Below are 19808 nucleotides of genomic sequence, written 5' to 3'. Positions count from 1 at the left end.
AAGCGCATCCGTTTGGGTGCGCTTTTTTGAGGGAGGCAGCATGGCATATCGTCTGGACATCAAGCGCATTCTTTCGATGAACTTCTTTCACGACCTGCCCCAGATCATGTTGGGGTGTGCCTTGGCCGCCATCGCGACCGACTTGTTTTTGATTCCCAACGGTCTTGCCGCCGGTGGCGTTACGGGCCTTGCGACTATTATCCAGGCTGTCGGCGCGGCGCGAGGCGTGTCGCTTCCCGTCGGTATCCAGACCATCGTGATGAACGCCTTGCTGTTGTTGGTCGTTATGCGCGAGGGTGGCATGTTCTACGTGGTGCAGACCGCGACGGGCTTTGTGCTGCTGGGCTTCTTTACCGATCTGTTCGCCCCGTTTGTAGCACCTCTGGCGGATGCGGACCTGATGCTCCCTGCCATGTGGGGCGGCATTATTACGGGCATCGGTTACGGCATGGTGTTGCGCGCCGGCGCCAACACCGGCGGCTCGGACACGATTGGCCAAATCATCTCGCGTAACACCTCGCTGCCGGTGGGCTCGACCGTCATGGCGATCGATGTTGCCGTATGCGCGCTGTCGGCTCCGGTCTTTTCAATCGAAAACGCACTATATGCAGGCCTTTCGATGGTCATTAGCGGCTACGTGATCGATGCCGTGGTCGATGGTGGCAACAAACGCCGTATGGTACTCATCATCTCGGACAAGTTCCCTGATATCGCTGCCGATATCATGTATGGCCTGGGTCGTGGTTGTACCAAGTTTAAGGCGACTGGCATGTATTCGGGTGCCGAGAAGCCGGTGATTATGGTCATCGTGAGCCGTCGAGAGCTCAATACCCTCAAGACGATCGTGCGCGAGCGCGATCCTCACGCCATTGTGACGGTCGCTGACGTTACGGAAGCCTTCGGCGAGGGATTCAAGGACATTAGCGCGTAGGGTCGACTGCGTTCCATCCAAAAGACGTTCACATTGATAAACCGTTTCATCAGCGGTTCTGCCTGCTCAATTGTTCAAATAATGATAAATACTCTGGTAAAGCTTCCAGTTTCCAGCATAATGAATGACGTACGTGCATTGCGGCTGTGTTGGGATTACCTTCGGTGCCGTGCGCATCTTGTCTTAAGAGGATGAAAGGAAGGCACAATGAGCGACGAAGAGCTCAAAAAGGTTGCCAACGAGGTAAGGAAGGGCATCGTCACCGGCGTGCACGCTGCCAAGTCCGGCCATCCGGGCGGTTCGCTCGGCGCCGCCGACATCATGACCTATCTGTACTTTGAGGAAATGAACGTCGACCCAGCTAATCCCCGCAAGGCCGATCGCGACCGCTTTGTGCTCTCCAAGGGCCATTGCGCTCCGGGCCTGTACGCCGTGCTCGCCGAGCGTGGGTTCTTCCCCAAGGAGGACCTCGAGACGCTGCGCCATATCGGCAGCCACCTGCAGGGTCACCCCAACATGAACGACACCCCGGGCGTCGACATGTCCACCGGCTCGCTCGGCCAGGGCATCTCCACCGCTGTGGGCATGGCCGTTGCCGCCAAGCACTGGGGCGATACTTACCGCACGTACGCCCTGCTGGGCGATGGCGAGAGCGAGGAGGGCCAGGTCTGGGAGGCCGCCATGTTTGCCGGCAACCAGCAGCTCGACAACCTCTGCGTGATCGTCGACCACAACGGCCTGCAGATCGACGGCCCCGTCGAGGAGGTCAACGACCCCATGCCGCTGGCAGACAAGTTCCGCGCCTTCAAGTTCCATGTGGTGGAGCTCGCCGACGGCAACGACTTTGACCAGATCCGCGCCGCCTTTGCCGAGGCCCGCGCCACCAAGGGTCAGCCTACCGCCATTATCGCCGAGACCACAAAGGGCAAGGGCGTCTCCTTTATGGAGAACCAGGTGGGTTGGCACGGTAAGGCCCCCAACGATGAACAGTTTGAGCAGGCCATGGCAGAGCTCACGGCCGCCGGAGAGGAGCTCTAGGATGGCAGATGTCAAGAAAATCGCCACGCGCGTAAGCTACGGCGAGGCCCTCGTCGAGCTCGCCAACGAGCACGATGACTTTGTGGTCCTCGACGCCGACCTGGCTGCCGCCACGCAGACCGGCAAGTTCAAGGCAGCCTGCCCCGACCGCTTCTTCGATGTGGGCATTGCCGAGAGCAACCTGATGGGCGTCGCCGCCGGTATCGCGACCACCGGCCGCGTTGCCTTCGCGAGCACCTTTGCCATGTTCGCTGCCGGTCGCGCCTTTGAGCAGGTCCGCAACTCCATCGGCTACCCGCACCTCAACGTTAAGATCGGTGCCACGCATGCCGGTATCTCGGTGGGCGAGGATGGCGCCACGCACCAGTGCTGCGAGGATATTGCCCTCATGCGCGTCATCCCCGGCATGACTGTGATCGTTCCTGCCGACGACGTCGAGGCCCGCGCCGTAACGCGCGCCGCCTACGAGTGCGACGGTCCGGTGTACATGCGCTTCGCTCGTTTGGCCTCGCCGGTTATCAACGACCCCGAGACCTACAACTTCGAGTTGGGTAAGGGCATTGTCATGCGCGAGGGCGCCGACGTCACCATCATCGCCTGCGGCCTGATGGTCGGCGAGGCTCTCGAGGCCGCCGAGCAGCTCGCTGCCGAGGGCATCGACGCCGAGGTCATCAACATGCACACCATCAAGCCCATCGATGCCGACCTGATCGTCAAGAGCGCCACCAAGACCGGCCACGTCGTGACCGTCGAGGAGCATTCTGTAATCGGTGGCCTGGGCAGCGCCGTTGCCGACGTCCTGTGCGAGCAGTGCCCGACGCCCCTCAAGAAGATCGGCGTCAACGACACCTTTGGCGAGTCCGGCCCGGGTGCCGAGCTCTTGCACAAGTATGGCCTGGACGCCGCCAACATCGTGGCGACCACCAAGGAGTTCTTGGCATAAGGCAAGGCGGATCTCAAGGACTGCTTCGCCAGAACTATGGAAACCCGGCAGGGGCGCTCTCTTGGAGAGCGCCCCTGTTTCAGTTGCGGTGAAATAGGGACTGATTAGACCTTTTAACTGGTAAAACAGTCCCTATTTCACCGCAACTCATGAAGACGCCCCTCAAGCACGGTCCCATCAGGAAAAAGGGCATATATCGACAAAGCGCAATTCAGACCCTTCCAGCTTTGTATATGCAGCACCTCAAGATAAACGCAGCGACCCCTTAGTTATCGCAGGCCGGACACAGGGTTACTCTCCAAATCTTTCCGCAGGACGGAGGAGCCCCCGCCGCACGTAGTGCGCAGCGGGGGCTCCGACATGTCCGAGGACGATTTGGAGAGTAACCCTGTGCACGGCCGACGGGATCCCTAAGCACGCCATGCTTCTTATGTGCAGCAAAGCTAATGCTGCTAAAATACAAAGCGCTCATGTAGTTTAAACGCACGACGATAAGGAGCACCAGTGGGTAACCACTTCCGTACCTCCGGTGCGGGCGATGATGCCCCCAAGACGCAGGCAGGCGTCCAGGGCAGTCGTTTCGCCACTCCGGATTCAGAGGGCCAGCCTGTTGCTCAGGCCCCCGCTCAGCCGGCAGATCAGGCACAGCCGGCATCCGATCCCTTTGCCTACAATCCAACCAGCGATGTCGCGCTTTCCGGCACGGCGGGTTTTGAGCCCGTTCAGGCCGTGACCGCTCGCGTGGAGCAGCCTCAGGCTGGTGCCGCCACGCCGCAGCCTACCATGGCCGGCATTCCCGACCCCTTGGCCCCTGCGACGCCGGCTCCTCAGCCTGCGCAGTCCGGTCTCTTTGCCGCTATTCCCGACCCCACGCAGCCTGCTGCCCCGGTGGTCGAGAGCGATCAGGCAGCCGAGGTCGCAAGCCTCGATAACGCGCTCAACAACCCCGATTTTACGTCGGTGTTTGCGCCCATCGATCCGCAGGCCAGCCGCAAGAAGATGGCCAAGCAGGCCGGTGTCGAGCCCGTCATCCTTATGGAGCATGTCACCAAGATCTATCCGGCACAGCCTAACAAGCCTGCACTCGACGACATCAACATCGAGATCTATCCGGGCGAGTTCGTCTTCCTGGTCGGTCACTCCGGCTCGGGTAAGACCACGCTGCTGTCGACGCTCAACCGCGACGTCAAGCCGACGAGCGGCCGCATCCTGGTTGCCGGTCAGGACCTCATGAAGATCAAGAACCGTAAGGTTCCGTTCCTGCGCCGCCAGATTGGCGCCGTGTTCCAGGACTTTAAGCTTCTGCCGCAAAAGACCGCCTACGAAAACGTGGCGTTTGCCCTGCAGTGCATCGGCAAGCCCAAGGGCGTCATTCGCAGCCAGGTGCCCGAGGTGCTGCGTCTGGTCGGTCTGGCCGATCAGATGGACTCGCTGCCCGACCAGCTTTCCGGTGGCGAGCAGCAGCGCGTTGCCGTCGCCCGTGCTATGGTCAACCGTCCGCCGCTGCTGATCTGCGACGAGCCCACGGGCAACCTCGACCCGGCGATCTCGCTGGGCATCATGAAGCTGCTTGAGCGTATTAACCGCACCGGCACCACCGTGATCGTCGCCACGCACGACCGCGAGATGGTCGATAGCATGCACCGTCGCGTGATCGCCCTCGAGGGCGGCCACGTCATCCGCGACCAGGAGAGGGGAGGTTACGGCAACTATGGCACCAACTAACGTGGGCTACTCCTTCAAAGAGGCAATCAGCCACTTCTTCCGTAACTGGACTACCTCGCTCGGCGCCGTCATCACGATCTTCCTTTCGCTGTTTATCATCGGCCTGTTCATCATGGGCTCTGCGATGCTGAACTCCGTGATCGGCACCGTCGAGGATCAGGTTGTCATCAACGCGTTCATTAGTGATGACGCCGATCAGGCCGATGTTCAGGCTTTTGAGGCCGAGCTTAAGACGTGGAATAACGTCAAGTCCGTGACCTATAAGGACAAGGACGACGCGCTGGCCGAGTATACGAGCAAGATGTCGGGCAACGCCGACGCCACCATGAGCGCGCTCGATGGCCAGAACCCGCTGCCGGCTTCCTTCGCTATTGAGATGGACGATCCGTCCAAGGTCGAGAGCACGGCAAAGAAGCTCAAGAAGGATGCCGATTTCCAGAAGATCGCGGATGACGGCGACGTCAACGCGAGCGTGCTGTACGGCCAGGAGGAAGTGAGCCGCCTGTTCCAGGTGACCAACTACATCCGCATCGCCGCCGTGGTGCTCGTTGGTCTTCTGACCTTTATCGCATTCATCTTCATCAACAACACGATTCGCCTGTCCATCACGGCGCGTCGTCGTGAGATTGCGATTATGCGTCTGGTCGGCGCCAGCAACGGCTTCATTCGTGGCCCGTTTATCACCGAGGGCGTGCTGCAGGCCATTTTGGGCTCGCTGCTTTCCATCGGCGTTCTGGAGCTGCTGCGCAATCTGATGATCCCGCGTCTGCAGGAGAGCATCGGCTGGATGTCGTTTGCCCTGCCGATGCAGTACTACCTGGTGACCTATGCTGCGCTGATTCTGGTCGGCGTGATTATCGGTCTCTTTGGTTCTGCCATCGCCATGCGCCGCTACCTGCGCGTGTAGGCATGCTTGGAATTCATCCCTTCCAACGGGTCGTCTCTTATGGGGCGGCCCGTTTTTTGATCCCTAGGGGACGGCAGGAAAGCGAATCATTTGGGTAGACTCTTTGGAGTTCGCAATCGATAGTTAGGAGGCGCCATGGGGCGCAATAACAAGCATAAGCGTGGAGCTCGCAATCAGCGCGGGCCGGTGCGCAGCGAACGCCGTCCGAGCCTGACCGGGCGCGTGCAGCTCCATGAGCATAGCGCCTACGTTGTAACCGAAAACGGCGACTACAAGGTCATGGGCCGCGGTAAGCGCGAGATCATGGATGGCGATACCGTTGCCGTGAGCATTAAGAACAGCCCGCACGGTGAGCGGCGCGCCGTGATCGAAAGCGTGGTTGAGCGTGCAGCCATAAGCGTGGTGGGCACGTACCAGACCGCCGGTCCGCTCGGTGTGATCGAGCCGCTCGATTCGCGTCTGAAGGCCGACTTCTTCATTCTGCCCGAGGATACCTCGGCGGATCGTCTGGGTGTCCACCCGGGTGATGCTGTTGTCGCGCGCATTTTGACCTACCCGACGCGCCTGGAATCGGGTACCGTGACGATCGAACGCCGCATTGGCGGAGATGACGCGCCCGATTTGGGCGTTCAATATGTGATGGCGCGTTACGGCTATACCGATAGCTATCCCGAGGCCGCGCTGGACGAGGCCGAGGGGCTTTCGCTCGATGTGTCCGCGGCGCTTAAGGACCCGCTCCGCCGCGATCTGCGCGACCGCTTTGTCATCACGATCGACCCAGTCGACGCGCGCGACTTTGACGACGCCATTTCGCTGGAGCGAACGCCCGAGGGTGGCTACAAGCTGGGTGTGCATATCGCCGACGTTTCACACTATGTGGCTTGGGACGGGCATATCGATCTTGAGGCTCGCCATCGTACGACATCGGTGTATCTGGCCGATCGCGTGCTTCCCATGCTGCCCGAACGCCTGTCCTGTGACCTGTGTTCGCTTCGCCCTGACGAGGACCGTCTTGCGTTTACCGTCGATATCGAGCTCGATGCGCAGGGTCGCGTGCGGCATTACGATCCGTACCCCAGCGTGATTCGCTCGCGTGTGCGTATGGACTATGACGGCGCCGAGGCGCTGCTGGTGCGTGCCGGCGCGGTGGAGTATGGGGTGCTGGAGGGTGCGGCCGAGGATGTTGCGGCTGCTGAGGCCTCGCGCGAGGAGGCGCTTGAGCGCGGTCTTGCGTGCGAGGAAACTGCTCGCGGCTATAACGTCGACCTCGGCGATTTTCTTGTCGCCGCCAACGAACTCGCCGAACTTCGCCGTCGTATTCGTCGTGCCCGCGGCTCAGTCGATTTTGACACGGCCGAGATTCGCGCTCTATTGGATGAGGACGGAGTACCCGTGCAGATTGTGGCGCGTGAGCGTTCGTGTGCCACGTCGCTTATCGAGGAAGCTATGCTGCTCGCCAACGAGTGCGTTGCAGAGTGGCTGGCAGACCGTGATATCGAGGCCTGCTATCGCGTGCATGAGGATCCGAGCCCCGATAGCCTGCACGGTGCCGCCGTTGCGCTGGCGCAGCTAGGCATCATCGACGATCGCCGTGCTGCCGGTATTGCCCTGGGGAGCCCCGATGAGCTGCAGGCTGCAGTCGATGCTGCCGCCGGTACGGCCAACGCACCGCTCGTTAACACGCTGCTTCTGCGCAGCATGCAGCGCGCGCTGTACAAGCCGCGCAACGAGGGCCACTTTGCGCTCGCCGCGCCGTGCTACTGTCACTTTACGAGTCCCATCCGTCGCTACCCCGATCTGGTGGTGCACCGCGTGCTCAAACTGCAGTTGGCCTATGAGCGGCTCGGCGGCAAGGACGCCTTGGTCCGTACGCCGCGGCTGATCGGCAAGGGGCGCGAGTCGCTGCCGCGCATTCTGCCGCAGATCTGCCGCGCATGCAGCGATGCCGAGCGCGCGGCAGATGCCGCCAGCCATGCGACGCAAAAGATCAAGATTGCCCAGTACTATGAGGACCGTCTGGGCGAGCGCTATGCCGGAACCGTCTCGTGGGTTAGCAGTATGGGCCTCTTTGTGCGCTTGGACCTGACGCAGGTCGAAGGCTTGGTTTCGATCAAGAGCCTGGGCAACGAGTGGTTTGAGTTCGACGAGGACGCGCTAACGCTCACAGGTGCCGACACGGGCACCCGTTACGAGCTGGGGCAGCGCGTAATTATCGAGGTCTCGCGCGTCAATACCACGCGTGGGCACTTGGACTTTAAGCTTATCCATTAGCCAAATCCCGGCTCATGGTGGGGGAGCGGAGGGCGGCCTTTCGGGACCGCCCTTTGCATTTGAATCGTGGCTACCTTGCCGTCTGCTCGGCCGCCCGCTTACCTGCTATTTGAGAGGTAGAACCTACCAAAATAAACCTGTCCCTTTTTGGCAGGTTTACAAGAAAGCGGGGATGAGATGGCGACGGTGTACGGTTATGCGCGGGTGAGTTCGCGCGATCAGAATCTTAATCGGCAGCTGGATGCGCTGGGCGCCTATGGCGTGGGCTCAGCGAATATTTATGCCGACCATGCGAGCGGCAAGGACTTCGATCGACCGCGTTATCGCGAGCTGCTGCACGTTCTGGGAGACGGGGACGTGCTGGTGGTGCTTTCTATCGACCGACTTGGTCGTAATTACTCCGAGATTCTTGAGGAATGGCGGCGCATTACCAAGGAGCTCGGGGTTGCCATTGTGGTGTTGGACATGCCATTGCTTGACACGCGTGTCAGGGCCAGCGGCGCGCCGGATGTGACCAACACCCTGATTGTCGATATTGTGCTGCAACTGCTGAGCTACGTGGCGCAGGTGGAACGCGAGAATATCCATCGGCGCCAGGCGGAGGGAATTGCAGCGGCGCGGGCGCGAGGGGTCCGTTTCGGTCGACCTCGCAAGCCGTGCCCTCCTCAGTTTGAGCTAGTGCGCGATAGCTATGAGGCAGGCGATATTACCCGCAGCCAGGCAGCAAAGTGCCTGGGCGTGTGCGTGGGGACGTTTGATCGCTGGATGCGCGAGGCGGGGTAGGGGTTTGCGTCGCCTTGTCGCTTCCTGTTGCGATTCAAATTTTGATACGGTGACGATGTCATTTGGGGCTACACTCGCTGATATTCAAAAAAAGGAGGTTGGCCCTTGGCGCGCGTAAAACAAATAATCGGATGGACCGCGATCGTTCTGTTCGCTGCAACGCTGGCGGGCATCTGGGTGCTGACGGAGCAAAATGCGGTGGAGACGTCGTTGCTGAGCGAGTCCACCGCGCGTGTGGTGGAGGGTCAGGCTACGGGCGTTCAGGCCGCCGATGCCACGGGTGAAGCCCAGACGGAGAACGGAATGACCGGGGGCACCGATTCGGCTGCCTCGAATGTCCGGTCTGGCCGACTTGCTTCCATTCGCATGTGGGTGGGCGCAAACGTCCGTCGCGTTGCCCATACCGTAGAGTTTTTCTTCGTCGGATTGTTCGCCTCGGTGATCGTGGCTTGCTTTTCCAGGCGTCCGTGGAGCGTGTGCTCCCGTTGCGTGCCCGTATTGCTCTTTTGCGCCGCCTGCTCCGTTGGCGATCAGGTACATAAGATCTTTGTTCCCGGCAGGCATTTCGACGTTATCGATTTAGGATTCGATGCTGCGGGCTATATCACCGCCATGCTGTTGGTATTGCTGGCAGCGGCGTTGGTGCGCCATGCGACTCGGCCGATCGGCGCCCATGCAAGGCGCTAGCCTTAAGACGAGACATCGCGACTGCCTATGCTTCGACATTGACTACAATAACGGCTGCAATCGCGAGCGGTCGTCGATGTGCAGTTTTCCATACACCTGTTTTCTCTAAGAAAGGAAATCCCATGGCGGTATTGTTTGTTGAATATCCCAAGTGCTCGACCTGTAAGAAGGCCAAGGCATGGCTGGACGAACATGGGGTAGAGTATATCGACCGCGATATCGTTTTGGACAATCCCACGGCTGATGAGCTTGCGACCTGGATTGCTCGTTCGGGGCTGCCGGTGCGGCGCTTCTTTAATTCGTCGGGCATGAAATATCGAGAGCTGGGCCTGAAGGCGCGTCTGGATGCGGGCATGACGGATCGGGAATGCTATGAGCTGCTGGCGACCGACGGCATGCTGGTCAAGCGTCCGCTGCTGGTGGGCGACGACTTTGCGATTCCTGGCTTTAGGGAAGCGGCTTGGGCCGAGGCGTTGCTGTAGCGGCTCCGGAAAATGCGACCCGTTTTGAGTGATCGGGGTGGGATGTGTTTTCCATCGGCGGGCTCGCTCGGCTCAATCCTCGAGCTGTGCCCATTCGTGCGGATCGTAGACCTTTACGTGCTTGTTGGGCTTGCCGCTCCAGTACTCCTCGTCCATAAAGGGCAGATATGCCTGAACGCCGGGGCAGATAAAGGGGATCCGCTGCTGTTGCAGTCGCTCGCGCTGGCGCTGCTCCAGGTGCGCCTCGGATATGACGGTCGGCATACCGGACAGCTCGACGAGGCTTGCCTGGATTCGCTTAAGGTCGGGGAGTCCCGCGTGCCATGACATCCGCATGATCAAAAAGGATGCACGGCGGTATTTTGCCTGCATCACCGTGATGGCGGGGCGCAGAGTGGGATGGATTTTGTCCCGTTCGGGCCAAAGGTCAGCAGTGATCTCGAGGCCCAGGGTCTCCCATAGGTAATCAAGCTCTTCGTCCATGGCGCCTCGATATCCGTGCAATGATGACGGTTCGATTGTGCCATCAGCCGTGAGTGCTGCATTGTTGTAATCTACCAGCGGTAGATGCGGGATGTTTTACGGGCTTTGGCGCCGTACGTGTCGCTGGCGCTTCACAGGTCCTTCACGTGTTGGCCGTATTTGACTGAATTTCAAAAAAGTCAAAATTGGGGCTTGCGTCACGGTCGGACTTCCCGTATATTTCTTTCTTGCGCAAAGGCACAGCCGAGCGCAGCGATGCAGTCATTGGGATGTCGTCTAATGGCAGGACAGCGGATTCTGGTTCCGTCAATGGGGGTTCGACTCCCTCCATCCCAGCCATTGCATTTGCTACATATGGCCCGTTCGTCTAGCGGTTTAGGACGCCGCCCTCTCAAGGCGGAGATCACCAGTTCGAATCTGGTACGGGCTACCAAAATTGAACGCCCGGGCCTCGTAAGAGACCCGGGTTTTGTGTATTGACCGATATTTAAGGCGCGCGTTGAGTCTGCCGCCCGGACCGAGGAGTTGTCATGGACCTGCCTATCAGCTTGGAAGACATCACGTATGCCGAGAACTATCTGGCGCAGGGCGACCTGGCTACGGCGACGCCGCTGCTTGAGCGTCTGGTGGAGCTCGCCGAGGAGTATATCGACGCTGAGTGCAAGACGGAGGAGAAGCGCCAGTACTTTAGCTTCGACAGCAAGTTTGAGCGCCTGGCCTATCGCCGTGTGGAGAAGGATCCGCGCGAGCTGGTGCAGGTCGAGGTTCCCTTTGACCGCCTGTACTCCGACATGGCGTTTGCCTACATTCGCCAGCAGGATTATGTGAGTGCTCGGAATGCCCTGATGCAGGCCGTGCGTTGGGATCCCATGAACTGCAACTATCGCTTGGACTTGGCCGAGCTGTTCCGCGCGCTTGAGGACAAGCAGGAGTGGGCATCGCTCTCGTTCTCGGTGCTGGAGCGCGCGAGCGACGGTAAGTGCGCCGCACGCGCCTACACCAACTTGGGTCAGTACTTCTTGGAGCCCGAGACCGAGAACATTTCGGCTGCCGTGGGCTGCGCGCGTCTGGCGCTGCGCCTGGCGCCCAATGATGCGCATACGACGCGCCTGCTCAACAAGATCCATACCACCTATCCGGATGCCGCGGACGAGAGTGACGACCATGTGATGGGTGAGCTCGCCCTGCAGGGCGTGCCGACCTCGCCTTCGGCCGAGATCGCCATCTGCCTGATCATGTGCGCGACCGATGCTGCAAGCGACGGCGACAAGCAGGAGGCTACGCGCCTGACGGTCCGTGCCCGCGACCTGGTGGGCGAGGAGGCATGCGCGGCGATCATTAAGCTGGTGCGCGAGAGCGATGCCGAGCTTAACGCCGAGCGCAAGGCAAAGCGCGCGGCTGCGGGCTCAAACGCCGACGACGTCAAGGAGGCCGGCGATGCCCAGTAAGCGCGAGCGCAAGCTCATTTCCAAGAATCGTTCGGCACATCACGAGTACTTTATCGATGAGACGTTTGAGTGCGGTATTGAGCTGAGCGGCACCGAGGTCAAGTCGATTCGCGAGCGCGCGTGCCAGATTACCGATACCTTCGCGCTGATCCGCGGCGGGGAGTGCTGGCTCGTCGGCCTGCATATCCACCCTTATAGCCATGGTGGCGTGTGGAATCGCGATCCCGACCGTCGGCGTCGTCTGCTGCTGCACCGTAAGGAGATCGACTTTCTTGACGGCAAACTTCGCAACCGTGGTTATGCGCTGGTTCCGTTGGAGCTCTACTTTAATACCGACGGCCGCGTAAAGCTGCTGCTGGGTCTGGGCCGCGGCAAGAAGCTCTACGACAAGCGCGAGGACATGGCCAAGCGTGATGTCCAACGCGAGATCGACCGCGCCCTCAAGGAACGCAACCGCTAGGCACTCTGTATAAGTTGCGGTGGAATACGGACTGTTTTGCCTGTTTGAGGGGCTATTCAGTCCCTATTTCACCGCAACTGCGGGCGTCTCATCTTGCTTACTGTTCTGACACATATGTCTCAAAGGCGGCGTCCGTTATGGGCGCCGCCTTTTTTGTGGGTACATACATCCATAAGGTACCAACCCGGGTTAGGGGAGTGATCGTTATGGACAAAACTGCGTTCTTTACCATGCCGAGTGGTCTGTACGTGGTGAGCGCTGCGGCAGACGGGCTGCGCGCCGGCTGCGTCATCAATACGGCGGTGCAGGTGACGTCCATGCCGCCGCGCATTTCGGTTGCCGTGAACAAGGACAACGTCACCTCGGGCGTCATCGCATCGGCCAAAGCGTTCGCGCTGACCGTGATCGATCAGACTGCCGACATGCTCTACATCGGTAACTTTGGGTTCCGCACCAGCAGCGATTATGACAAGTTTGCCAAATACGAGACCCGCGAGACGGCTCTGGGCATGCCTTATGTGTCCGAGCACGCGGCGGCTCTGTTTAGCTGCCGTTTGATCGACACTGTGGATGTGGGTACGCATCTACTGTTTATCGGCGAGGTCGAGGACGCCGAGCGCCTGAGCGACGAGACGCCGTTGACCTACGACTACTACCATAAGGTCCTGAAGGGCAAGACGCCTCCGAAGGCGTCCTCGTATCAAGGCTAGAAATGTTTTAAAAACACTTGCATTATATTATTGAGAACATATACTAATAAGCGAAGTACATCACCAGTCACGTTCGAGAGGAGAACATCATGGCTGAGGAGAAGAAGACGTATAAGTTCGTGTGCGTCGTTTGCGGTTACGAGGTTGAGGTCGATACGCCCGAGCTGCCCGAGGATTATGTGTGCCCGGTGTGCGGCGTCGGTCCCGATCAGTTTGAGCTCGTCGAGGAGTAGCTCGCAGACACGCGGCGAAAGCCGAACATAGCTCTGTCCAAGGGCCCCGGTCGAATTCTCGGCTGGGGCCCTTTTCCTCCGTCCCCAAGGGATCACGGTTGCTGTTGGCCGATCCTGTCTGTTGTGAGTCCGGCCGACCTTTTGTCTCGATCTGTAACATCTAGACATCAAAAGCGGGTCTAGATGTTACAGATCGAGACATTTGCCTGGGTAGGTGCCCCGCCCCATTACATCCCTGTCAACAGCACGACATCGAGAATCGTCACGATGGCGCCGATCCCTACGAGCAACGCGTTGAGCGGGCGTGAATTGGCGTATTTGCCCATAACGCGGGGCGAACTGGTGAGCCGTATGAGCACAAAGACCGTAATCGGCAGCTGAAGCGACAGCAGTGCTTGACTCCAAATGAGACCCTCAAAAGGATTCGGGACGACCAGGCACGCCGCCACTGCGCCGACGAAACAGGCCACCACCCCGATCGAGGAGTGTCGGTCGTGGATGTCGTATTCCTCGTTGAACATGCCCGCGGTGATGGTGCCCGCCGCCATGCCCGCCGTTACACTACTCGATATGCCCGCAAACAGCAGCGCCACCGCAAAGATGGTCGAGCTTGCCGGGCCCAAGATGGGGGAGAGCGTGGCCGCTGCGACGGCGAGGTCGCCTACGACCATGCCGTGCGCAAAGAAGGTCGTTGCGGCCAGGATGACCATGGCCGAGTTGATTGCCCAGCCCACGCCCATCGAAAAGAGCGTGTCGAAGAGCTCGTAGCGCAGACGTTCTTCGATAACCTGCTCGCCTTGGCCTTCGAAGTGCATGGATTGGATGACCTCGGAGTGCAGGAAGAGGTTGTGGGGCATAACGACCGCGCCTAGGACACTTACGATAATCGCGGCCGAGCCGGTGGGCATACTGGGTGTGATCCAGCTTGTGGCGGCTTGCGGCCAGTTGACCTTGACCAGCAGAAGCTCGGCTAAAAACGAAAGTCCCACCACACCCACGAAGGCGATGATCCAGCGTTCGGCGCGTTTGTAGGAGCTTGTCATGAGCATGGCAATCGATGCCGCCGCCACGATGATGCAGCCGGCGCGTACGGGCAGGCCAAAGAGCATTTGAAGCGCGATCGCACCGCCCAGGACTTCGGCCATGGCGGTGGCGACCGTGGCTAGATACGCGCTGCCGAGTATCGCACGCCCGACGAGGCGGGGCAGGTGGCGCGTCGTGGCCTCGGCAAGACACATGCCCGTGGCGATGCCCAAGTGCGCCGCGTTGTGCTGCAGCACGATGAGCATGATCGTGGACAGCGTGACGATCCACAGCAGTGCGTAGCCAAACTGCGAGCCCGCGGCCATATTGGAGGCCCAGTTGCCCGGGTCGATAAAGCCGACGGTGACGAGCAGCCCGGGGCCGATATGCCGCGCAATGTCTAGGCCTCCGTGACCACCGGTGCGTCGGGAGCCAAAGTGTTGTTTGAGATGGTTGAGCATGGTGCGCTCCTGCGTGCCGTTTGTTTGACGCCGCAAAGGATACCCGTTTTAGGCTTAAAAGTTAATCAAGACTAACAAAATTGCTGTATTTGAATAGGATGATGAAGGGGGGTTGCGAAATGTCTTGATCTGTAACAACTAGGGATGGAAATTGAGCCTAGGTGTTACAGATCGAGACAGGAAGAAATGGCCCTATGGAATGTCTCGATCTGTAACAGCTGACCGCCAAAATCGGCCCTTCGTGTTACAGATTGAGACAAACGGAGCCGTCTCTCAAAAACATCTCGATCTGTAACAGTAAGTCGACGAAATTGGGCTCTCCTGTTACAGATTGAGATGTTTGAAGCGGTGAGCTTACGGACCGAACCTGGGGCCCTTGTTGTCGTCCTTGAGGTCGGCGGTGTCCACTCGTAGGGCGCGCGTTACGCGATTGTTTCGAAACGGGCGGGAAACACAACGGGCCGGCGATGCTCCTAGTATGCCTATTCAACTGACTGTCATATTTCTAGGGGAGGATCGCGATGCAGGCAGATTCCGCTCAGCAGCAGGACCTTTATCGCCCCGAATTCGACCACGATGCATGCGGCATCGGCGCGCTTGCCGATATCAACGGTGAGCGCCATCACCAGATTCTGGACGATGCGCTGTCCATTCTGGTCAACTTGGAGCACCGCGGCGGCACGGGACTCGAGAAGAACACCGGCGACGGCGCTGGCATCCTGTTCCAGGTTCCGCATCACTTTTTCCGTAAAGAGGCCCAAAAGTGCGGCCAGATTCTGCCGGCAGAGGGCGACTATGGCGTGGCCATGCTGTTCTTCCCGCAGGACGACAAGGGCGTAGAGGATGCCCGCCGCGTGTTTGAGGAGGGCTGCGCCGAGGCCGGTGTGCCGCTGCTCTTTTGGCGCGAGGTGCCCGTCGACCCGCACGACCTGGGCGAGACGGCCCGCGCCTGCATGCCTACTATCCTGCAGGCCTTCCTGGGCCGTCCGGACGACACGCCCGCCGGCGATGCCTTCGAGCGCCGCCTGTACGTGTGCCGCCGCACCATCGAGAAAAAGGCCGACGCCGAGTTTGCCCTGCGCGACAAGATCTTCTATGTGTGCTCCATGAGCTCGCGCACCATCGTGTACAAGGGCATGCTGGTTGCCACGCAGATGCGCCGCTTCTTCATCGATCTCAACGACGCCGCCGTCAAGACGGCCGTGGCGCTCGTCCACTCGCGCTACTCCACCAACACCACGCCCAGCTGGGAGCGCGCGCACCCCAACCGCTTTATCATCCACAACGGCGAGATCAACACCCTCAAGGGCAACGTCAACTGGATTCGCGCCCGCGAGCCCAATCTGTACAGCCCCGTGCTGCAGCACGATCTTGAGCGTGTGATGCCCATCATCAACCGCGAGGGTTCCGACTCTGCGATTTTGGACAACGTGCTCGAGTTTTTGGTCATGAACGGTCGCCCGCTCACGCGTGCCGCGTCCATGCTGCTGCCCGAGCCGTGGGACCACAACGACAATCTGAGCGAGGAACGCCGCGCCTACGATGCCTACCAGTCCATGCTCATGGAGCCGTGGGATGGCCCGGCGGCCATCGCCTTTACCGACGGTCGCACGCTGGGTGTCGCCCTCGACCGTAACGGCCTGCGTCCCGCCCGCTACTATGTGACGCGCGACGGTCGCTTTATGCTGGCAAGTGAGGTGGGCACCATCGAGGTGAGCCCCGAGAACATCCTGACGAGCGGCTGTCTGGGGCCGGGTCAGATGCTCGAGGTCGATTTTGCCCGCGGCCGCGTGATCTACAACGATGAGCTGCGCGCCCGCTATGCCAAGGAAAAGCCCTACCGCGACTGGATTGCCGAGGAGACGCTGACCGTCGACGCGCTCGATGAGCCCGTTGCGGCAACGCCCGCCGAGGACGCCGAGGTGCCCGCCGCCGTGCGTATGGCCAAGCTCGGCTACCACTGGGATGACGTCGACGAGGTCGTGCGTCCCATGGCCCAGCAGGGCAAGGCCCCGCTCGCCTCGATGGGCATCGACGCGCCGCTGGCTTGCCTGTCCAAGAAGACGCGTTCGTTCTTTGACTATTTCTATCAGCTGTTCGCTCAGGTCACGAACCCGCCCATCGATGCCCTTCGCGAGCACATGGTGACTTCGACCACGCTCTATCTGGGCAACCACGGCAACCTGCTCGAGGATTCCCGTACGGCCTGCCAGCTGGTGCGCCTGGAGCGCCCGTTGCTCAACGAGGAGGAGTTCGAGCGCATCTGTGCGATTGACCGCGTGGGCTTTAAGACCCGTCGCTTCCGTGCCGTGTACCGTCGCGATGCCGGTGAGGGCGCGCTGCAGACTGCGCTCAAGCAGCTTGCCGAGGACGTTGAGTCTGCGGTCCGCGACGGCGTGAACATCGTGGTGCTGAGCGATCGCGCCGGAGCGGGCGAGGTGCCCGTGCCGTCGCTGCTTGCCGTGGGCTGCGTGCACAATTACCTGATCCGCGCTGGCGTGCGCACCTTTGCCGACATCGTGGTGGAGTGCGGCGACGCCGTGTCCCCGCACGACTTTGCGGCACTGGTGGGCTACTCCGCGAGCGGCATCTATCCGTACAACGCACATGCGTGCATCCGCGACTTGGCGGCGCACGGCGATCTGGACGTGACAGCCGAGCAGGGCATCGCCAACTACAACAAGGCTGCGACCGCCGGCATCGTTTCCATCGTGTCCAAGATGGGCATCTCCACGGTGCAGAGCTACCATTCGGCGCAGATCTTCGAGGCCGTGGGCTTTACGCCGGAGTTCGTCAATGCGTACTTCGCTGGCACGGTGAGCCGTGTGGGCGGTATGGGTGTCGAGGACGTTGAGCGCGAGCAAAACGAGCGCTACGACGCCGCGCTCGCTATCCTTAAGAGCCCGGCTCCCGATCAACTGCCCACGCTGGGCCTGACCAAGTGGCGCCCGCTTGGCGGCGAGGATCACCTCATCGATCCGCAGACTGTCTACTTGCTGCAGACCGCCTGCCGTGAGGACAGCTACGACACCTTTAAGGAGTACAGCGCCCGCCTGCACCGCACCGGCCGTGCCGTGCGCCTGCGTGACCTGCTGGACTTTAATGCCAACGGTCGCACGCCGGTTTCGCTCGACGAGGTGGAGCCCGCGCTCAACATCGTCCGCCGCTTTAACACCGGCGCCATGTCGTACGGTTCCATCAGCAAAGAGGCACACGAGTGCATGGCCATCGCCATGAACCGCCTGCACGGTCGTTCCAACTCGGGCGAGGGCGGCGAGGATCCGCGTCGCGAGACCCCGCTGGCCAACGGTGACTCCAAGAATTCCGCCATCAAGCAGGTGGCAAGCGCGCGCTTTGGCGTGACGAGTCGCTACCTGTGCAGCGCCTTTGAGATTCAGATCAAGATGGCCCAGGGCGCCAAACCCGGCGAGGGCGGACACCTGCCCGGCAAGAAGGTCTACCCCTGGATTGCCGAGGTCCGTCAGTCCACGCCCGGCATCGGCCTGATCTCGCCTCCGCCGCACCACGACATCTACTCCATCGAGGACCTGGCGGAGCTTATCTTCGATCTTAAGAACGCCAACCCCGGCGCGCGCGTGTCGGTCAAGCTGGTCAGCGAGGCCGGCGTCGGCACCATCGCCACCGGTGTGGCCAAGGGCGCGGCCGACAAGATCTTGATCAGCGGTCACAATGGCGGCTCGGGCGCCGCTGCGCGCGACTCTATCTGGCATGCGGGCCTGCCGCTGGAGCTTGGCCTTGCCGAGGCCCAGCAGACGCTGCTGCAAAACGGCCTGCGCTCGCGCGTGGTGCTCGAGGCCGATGGCAAGCTCATGGACGGCACCGATGTTGCTGTCGCTTGCCTGTTGGGCGCCGAGGAGTTTGGCTTTGCTACCATGCCGCTCATCTCCATGGGCTGCCTCATGCAGCGTGACTGCCAGCAGGATACCTGTCCGGCCGGCATCGCGACGCAAAACTGCCGCCTGCGTCACGGCTTCCGCGGTAAGCCCGAGCACGTTGAGCACTTTATGCTCTTTGTGGCCGAGCAGCTGCGCGAGATCATGGCGAGCCTGGGCTTCCGCACCATCGACGAGATGGTCGGCCATCCCGAGTGCTTGCGTCAGATCGAGGTCCCGGGCAACCGCAAGGCAAACCTGCTCGATCTGTCGCCCGTGCTGGCGAGCGCGACCTGCGAGTTCGGTGCCCATATCCCGGGTGCCGACGGTCGCCACTTCCTGCCGCAGATGGCCGCGGACAGCGAGCTCGACAAGACGCTCGACTCCACGTTGTTTGTGCCCTATACGGCCGATGCCCGTGCACACCTGCGTCCGATTCGCTTCCGCGCCGATATCGCCAACGTCAACCGCTGCGTGGGCACCATCTTGGGCAACGCGGTGACCAAGGCGCATCCCGAGGGCCTGCCCGCCGGCTCCATCACCGTCGATTGCGATGGTTCGGCCGGTCAGAGCTTTGGTGCCTTCCTGCCGCGCGGCATTACGCTCAACGTGTGCGGCGACGCCAACGATTACTTTGGCAAGGGCCTTTCGGGCGGCGAGGTGTCGGTGCGCCCCAATCCGCATGCGACCTACAAGTTCGACGAGAACATCATCGTGGGCAACGTTGCGTTCTTTGGTGCTACGAGCGGCCGCGGCTTCATTAACGGTCTTGCCGGCCAGCGTTTTGCCGTGCGTAACTCCGGTGCCACCGTGGTGGTCGAGGGCTGCGGCAATCATGGCTGCGAGTACATGACGGGCGGTCTGGCGCTCATCCTGGGCGAGGTCGGGCAGAACTTTGCCGCCGGTATGACGGGCGGCGCGGCCTATGTCTTTGACCAGTACGGCACGCTCGATGCCCGTGTGAACCACGAGAGCGTTGAGCTTAAAGCCCCGACGGCCGGTGAGCTGGCGCAGATTCGCGAGCTCATCCAGGAGCACGTGGACGCGACGCAGAGCCCGCGCGGCATTAAGCTGCTCTACAGCTTTGAGACGATGAGCAAGCACTTTGTGAAGGTCATTCCAACCGAGTACGAGCGCGTGCTGGCGATTGTCGCCGCCGCCGAGGCCGTCGGCAAGACGCATGAGCAGGCCGAGGAGCTGGCGTTTGACATTGTGACCGGTCGCGCCGACGCCGCCGATGTCGCTCGCTTTGATGTGGCGGGTGGTGTCGCTGGCGCTGTGCCCGCCGCCGCCAGCTCTGTTGCTTCGACCAAGAAGGAGGCGTAAGTGC

16 protein-coding genes and 2 tRNA genes are annotated in these 19808 nt (G+C 60.9%); 16 read left to right on the top strand and 2 right to left on the bottom strand.

Features of this window, described 5'->3' with window-relative positions:
* The first annotated feature begins 40 nt into the window (after nt 1-40).
* The 9 genes from DW870_RS00425 (at nt 41) to DW870_RS00385 (ending at nt 9767) form a co-directional block, all read left to right on the top strand.
* Nucleotides 41-931, top strand: coding sequence for a YitT family protein (locus tag DW870_RS00425; RefSeq protein WP_006235307.1), 891 nt, complete (start codon nt 41-43; stop codon nt 929-931).
* 207 nt (nt 932-1138) lie between these two features.
* Nucleotides 1139-1969 (top strand): transketolase, encoded by an 831-nt coding sequence (locus DW870_RS00420; RefSeq protein ID WP_117769458.1) that lies wholly within the window; start codon nt 1139-1141, stop codon nt 1967-1969.
* 1 nt (nt 1970) lies between these two features.
* Nucleotides 1971-2912, top strand: coding sequence for a transketolase family protein (locus DW870_RS00415; protein WP_117769460.1), 942 nt, complete (start codon nt 1971-1973; stop codon nt 2910-2912).
* 504 nt (nt 2913-3416) lie between these two features.
* Nucleotides 3417-4637, top strand: coding sequence for a cell division ATP-binding protein FtsE (gene ftsE / locus DW870_RS00410; RefSeq protein ID WP_022094244.1), 1221 nt, complete (start codon nt 3417-3419; stop codon nt 4635-4637).
* Entirely contained in the window at nt 4624-5544 is a 921-nt protein-coding gene (gene ftsX / locus DW870_RS00405; protein WP_117769462.1) for a permease-like cell division protein FtsX, read from the top strand. The genes ftsE and ftsX overlap by 14 nt, the downstream gene beginning before the upstream one ends.
* A gap of 135 nt (nt 5545-5679) precedes the next feature.
* Nucleotides 5680-7815, top strand: a complete 2136-nt coding sequence (locus DW870_RS00400; protein WP_117876600.1) for a ribonuclease R family protein — start codon at nt 5680-5682, stop codon at nt 7813-7815.
* Nucleotides 7816-7992: 177 nt separating this feature from the next.
* Nucleotides 7993-8598 carry a recombinase family protein gene (locus DW870_RS00395; RefSeq protein ID WP_055251867.1) on the top strand — a complete coding sequence of 202 codons (606 nt, stop codon included), beginning with the start codon at nt 7993-7995 and terminating at the stop codon, nt 8596-8598.
* A gap of 105 nt (nt 8599-8703) precedes the next feature.
* On the top strand, nt 8704-9285 hold the full coding sequence (locus DW870_RS00390) for a VanZ family protein (protein ID WP_055251869.1): 582 nt from the start codon (nt 8704-8706) through the stop codon (nt 9283-9285).
* 122 nt (nt 9286-9407) lie between these two features.
* Nucleotides 9408-9767: an arsenate reductase family protein gene (locus DW870_RS00385; RefSeq protein ID WP_055251871.1), complete on the top strand. Its 360-nt coding sequence runs from the start codon at nt 9408-9410 to the stop codon at nt 9765-9767.
* A 72-nt stretch (nt 9768-9839) separates the two neighbouring features.
* Here DW870_RS00385 and DW870_RS00380 read toward each other — a convergent pair whose 3' ends face one another.
* A complete protein-coding gene (locus DW870_RS00380) occupies nt 9840-10250 on the bottom strand; it encodes a hypothetical protein (protein ID WP_117564211.1) in 411 nt (136 codons plus the stop codon).
* A gap of 265 nt (nt 10251-10515) precedes the next feature.
* On the opposite strand from DW870_RS00380, the gene DW870_RS00375 reads away from it, so the two are divergent.
* The 6 genes from DW870_RS00375 to DW870_RS00350 all read left to right on the top strand — a co-directional run bounded on the left by DW870_RS00375 (nt 10516) and on the right by DW870_RS00350 (nt 13101).
* Nucleotides 10516-10589 (top strand) — tRNA-Gln (locus tag DW870_RS00375).
* A 17-nt stretch (nt 10590-10606) separates the two neighbouring features.
* A tRNA-Glu gene (locus DW870_RS00370) sits at nt 10607-10683 on the top strand.
* Nucleotides 10684-10780: 97 nt separating this feature from the next.
* On the top strand, nt 10781-11698 hold the full coding sequence (locus DW870_RS00365; protein ID WP_117876598.1) for a hypothetical protein: 918 nt from the start codon (nt 10781-10783) through the stop codon (nt 11696-11698).
* Nucleotides 11688-12158, top strand: a complete 471-nt coding sequence (gene smpB, locus DW870_RS00360; RefSeq protein ID WP_006235325.1) for an SsrA-binding protein SmpB — start codon at nt 11688-11690, stop codon at nt 12156-12158. Before DW870_RS00365 ends, smpB begins: the two co-directional genes overlap by 11 nt.
* Nucleotides 12159-12364: 206 nt before the next feature.
* Nucleotides 12365-12868 (top strand): flavin reductase family protein, encoded by a 504-nt coding sequence (locus tag DW870_RS00355; protein ID WP_117876596.1) that lies wholly within the window; start codon nt 12365-12367, stop codon nt 12866-12868.
* A gap of 89 nt (nt 12869-12957) precedes the next feature.
* On the top strand, nt 12958-13101 hold the full coding sequence (locus DW870_RS00350) for a rubredoxin-like domain-containing protein (RefSeq protein ID WP_055251878.1): 144 nt from the start codon (nt 12958-12960) through the stop codon (nt 13099-13101).
* 227 nt (nt 13102-13328) lie between these two features.
* On the opposite strand, the gene DW870_RS00345 is transcribed toward DW870_RS00350, so the two are convergent.
* Nucleotides 13329-14585, bottom strand: coding sequence for an Nramp family divalent metal transporter (locus DW870_RS00345; protein WP_117876595.1), 1257 nt, complete (start codon nt 14583-14585; stop codon nt 13329-13331).
* Nucleotides 14586-15106: 521 nt separating this feature from the next.
* Between DW870_RS00345 and gltB the strand changes: the two genes are divergently transcribed.
* Nucleotides 15107-19804 carry a glutamate synthase large subunit gene (gltB, locus tag DW870_RS00340; protein WP_117876593.1) on the top strand — a complete coding sequence of 1566 codons (4698 nt, stop codon included), beginning with the start codon at nt 15107-15109 and terminating at the stop codon, nt 19802-19804.
* Nucleotides 19805-19808 lie beyond the last annotated feature (4 nt).

This window comes from Collinsella sp. AM38-1BH (genome assembly GCF_003467545.1).
In the GTDB taxonomy this organism is placed as follows: Bacteria; Actinomycetota; Coriobacteriia; order Coriobacteriales; family Coriobacteriaceae; genus Collinsella.
This window is presented reverse-complemented; position numbering and strand designations above follow the sequence as displayed.

What these genes read in the sequence shown, in the direction of transcription:
- DW870_RS00380 (WP_117564211.1), bottom strand. Translation starts at nt 10,250, where the DNA reads ATGGACGAAGAGCTTGATTACCTATGGGAGACCCTGGGCCTCGAGATC.
- DW870_RS00415 (WP_117769460.1), top strand. Translation starts at nt 1,971, where the DNA reads ATGGCAGATGTCAAGAAAATCGCCACGCGCGTAAGCTACGGCGAGGCC.
- DW870_RS00350 (WP_055251878.1), top strand. Translation starts at nt 12,958, where the DNA reads ATGGCTGAGGAGAAGAAGACGTATAAGTTCGTGTGCGTCGTTTGCGGT.
- smpB (WP_006235325.1), top strand. Translation starts at nt 11,688, where the DNA reads ATGCCCAGTAAGCGCGAGCGCAAGCTCATTTCCAAGAATCGTTCGGCA.
- DW870_RS00400 (WP_117876600.1), top strand. Translation starts at nt 5,680, where the DNA reads ATGGGGCGCAATAACAAGCATAAGCGTGGAGCTCGCAATCAGCGCGGG.
- ftsX (WP_117769462.1), top strand. Translation starts at nt 4,624, where the DNA reads ATGGCACCAACTAACGTGGGCTACTCCTTCAAAGAGGCAATCAGCCAC.
- DW870_RS00425 (WP_006235307.1), top strand. Translation starts at nt 41, where the DNA reads ATGGCATATCGTCTGGACATCAAGCGCATTCTTTCGATGAACTTCTTT.
- gltB (WP_117876593.1), top strand. Translation starts at nt 15,107, where the DNA reads ATGCAGGCAGATTCCGCTCAGCAGCAGGACCTTTATCGCCCCGAATTC.
- DW870_RS00345 (WP_117876595.1), bottom strand. Translation starts at nt 14,585, where the DNA reads ATGCTCAACCATCTCAAACAACACTTTGGCTCCCGACGCACCGGTGGT.
- DW870_RS00355 (WP_117876596.1), top strand. Translation starts at nt 12,365, where the DNA reads ATGGACAAAACTGCGTTCTTTACCATGCCGAGTGGTCTGTACGTGGTG.
- DW870_RS00385 (WP_055251871.1), top strand. Translation starts at nt 9,408, where the DNA reads ATGGCGGTATTGTTTGTTGAATATCCCAAGTGCTCGACCTGTAAGAAG.
- DW870_RS00365 (WP_117876598.1), top strand. Translation starts at nt 10,781, where the DNA reads ATGGACCTGCCTATCAGCTTGGAAGACATCACGTATGCCGAGAACTAT.
- DW870_RS00420 (WP_117769458.1), top strand. Translation starts at nt 1,139, where the DNA reads ATGAGCGACGAAGAGCTCAAAAAGGTTGCCAACGAGGTAAGGAAGGGC.
- DW870_RS00395 (WP_055251867.1), top strand. Translation starts at nt 7,993, where the DNA reads ATGGCGACGGTGTACGGTTATGCGCGGGTGAGTTCGCGCGATCAGAAT.